The sequence below is a fragment of the Burkholderia sp. SIMBA_051 genome (assembly GCF_046534915.1).
Classification (GTDB): domain Bacteria; phylum Pseudomonadota; class Gammaproteobacteria; order Burkholderiales; family Burkholderiaceae; genus Burkholderia; species Burkholderia ambifaria.
Genome location: NZ_JAWRXS010000833.1, coordinates 1 through 239, shown reverse-complemented (window position 1 = coordinate 239; position 239 = coordinate 1). Strand labels below are relative to the sequence as shown.

General features: G+C 36.4%; 1 protein-coding gene. It reads left to right on the top strand.

The annotated features are described in order from the left end of the window. On the top strand, window positions 1-231 hold a 231-nt coding region (locus SB771_RS36785; RefSeq protein WP_410722257.1), incomplete at its 5' end, for a hypothetical protein. Between the last annotated feature and the right edge of the window lie 8 nt (window positions 232-239).

Below are 239 nucleotides of genomic sequence, written 5' to 3'. Positions count from 1 at the left end.
GTACTTGAGAGGACTGTTTCAGTTAACGGATCCGATCAACCGATCAATCTTCCTGATGGCCAAGCCCACATCACTCTCCCCTACTCTACTAATCCTCAATTAAAAATTGGGTTAAAAACGCAATTTTATTCAGAAGAGTATATTGTCCATGATATTTATTATTCAAAAGTAATTGATGGCGTAGGTACCATTAAACTCATCGCAAAAAAGAAAGTCAGTGATAACAAATGAGTATGATG